Here is a 614-nt window from a genome sequence, read left to right as displayed (position 1 = left end):
ACCGCCAGGCGCTGCCGGCGCCGGACGATGAGGCCTATGCGCGGGGCGCCTATGAGGCGCCGCAGGGCGAGATCGAGACCGCGCTGGCCAAGCTCTGGGCCGAGCTTCTGGGGCTGGAGCGGGTCGGGCGCCACGACCACTTCTTCGCGCTGGGCGGCCACTCGCTTCTTGCCGTGAGGTTGCTGAGCCGGCTGTCGCAGGCTCTAGGTGTAGAGCTGCCGCTCACCTCGCTGTTCTCCAAGCCGGTGCTGAGCGATCTCGCTCGCGACGCTTCTATTACTTTGCTCGAACGAGAATTTGATCGCGACGAGCTTCAGAAGCTGCTCACTCTGGGTGCCTAGAAATGACAGATTTAGTTGGAACCGGCTTGGAAAAGCTGGATGTTGAAGGCTTGGCTGAGCTTCTTTTACTCGCCAAGGAGAGAAACCGCACTAGCAGTCGAAAGGCTGCGTCGATACCAAAGGTTGGACGCGAAAGCGTTCTAGCACCCTCGTTTGCGCAGCAGCGGCTCTGGTTTTTGGCGCAGCTGGATGCGGGCAGCACGCACTATCACATCCCGCTGGGATGGCGGCTCAAGGGTGTGCTCGACCGCAGCGCCTGGCAGCGCAGCCTGG

At 62.4% G+C, this 614-nt stretch carries 2 protein-coding genes; both read left to right on the top strand.

Features of this window, described 5'->3' with window-relative positions; genetic code table 11:
- A partial coding sequence (locus tag ACZYOF_RS44245) for a phosphopantetheine-binding protein (protein WP_463719658.1) occupies positions 1–341 on the top strand: 341 nt, incomplete at its 5' end.
- A gap of 2 nt (positions 342–343) precedes the next feature.
- Positions 344–614 (top strand): hypothetical protein (locus tag ACZYOF_RS44240; protein WP_463719657.1); only part of this gene is annotated, 271 nt, incomplete at its 3' end.

The organism is Bradyrhizobium sp. LeoA1Lang (assembly GCF_055413685.1).
The sequence above is the reverse complement of the archived record's forward strand: the minus strand, read 5'-3'. Positions and strand labels throughout refer to the sequence as shown.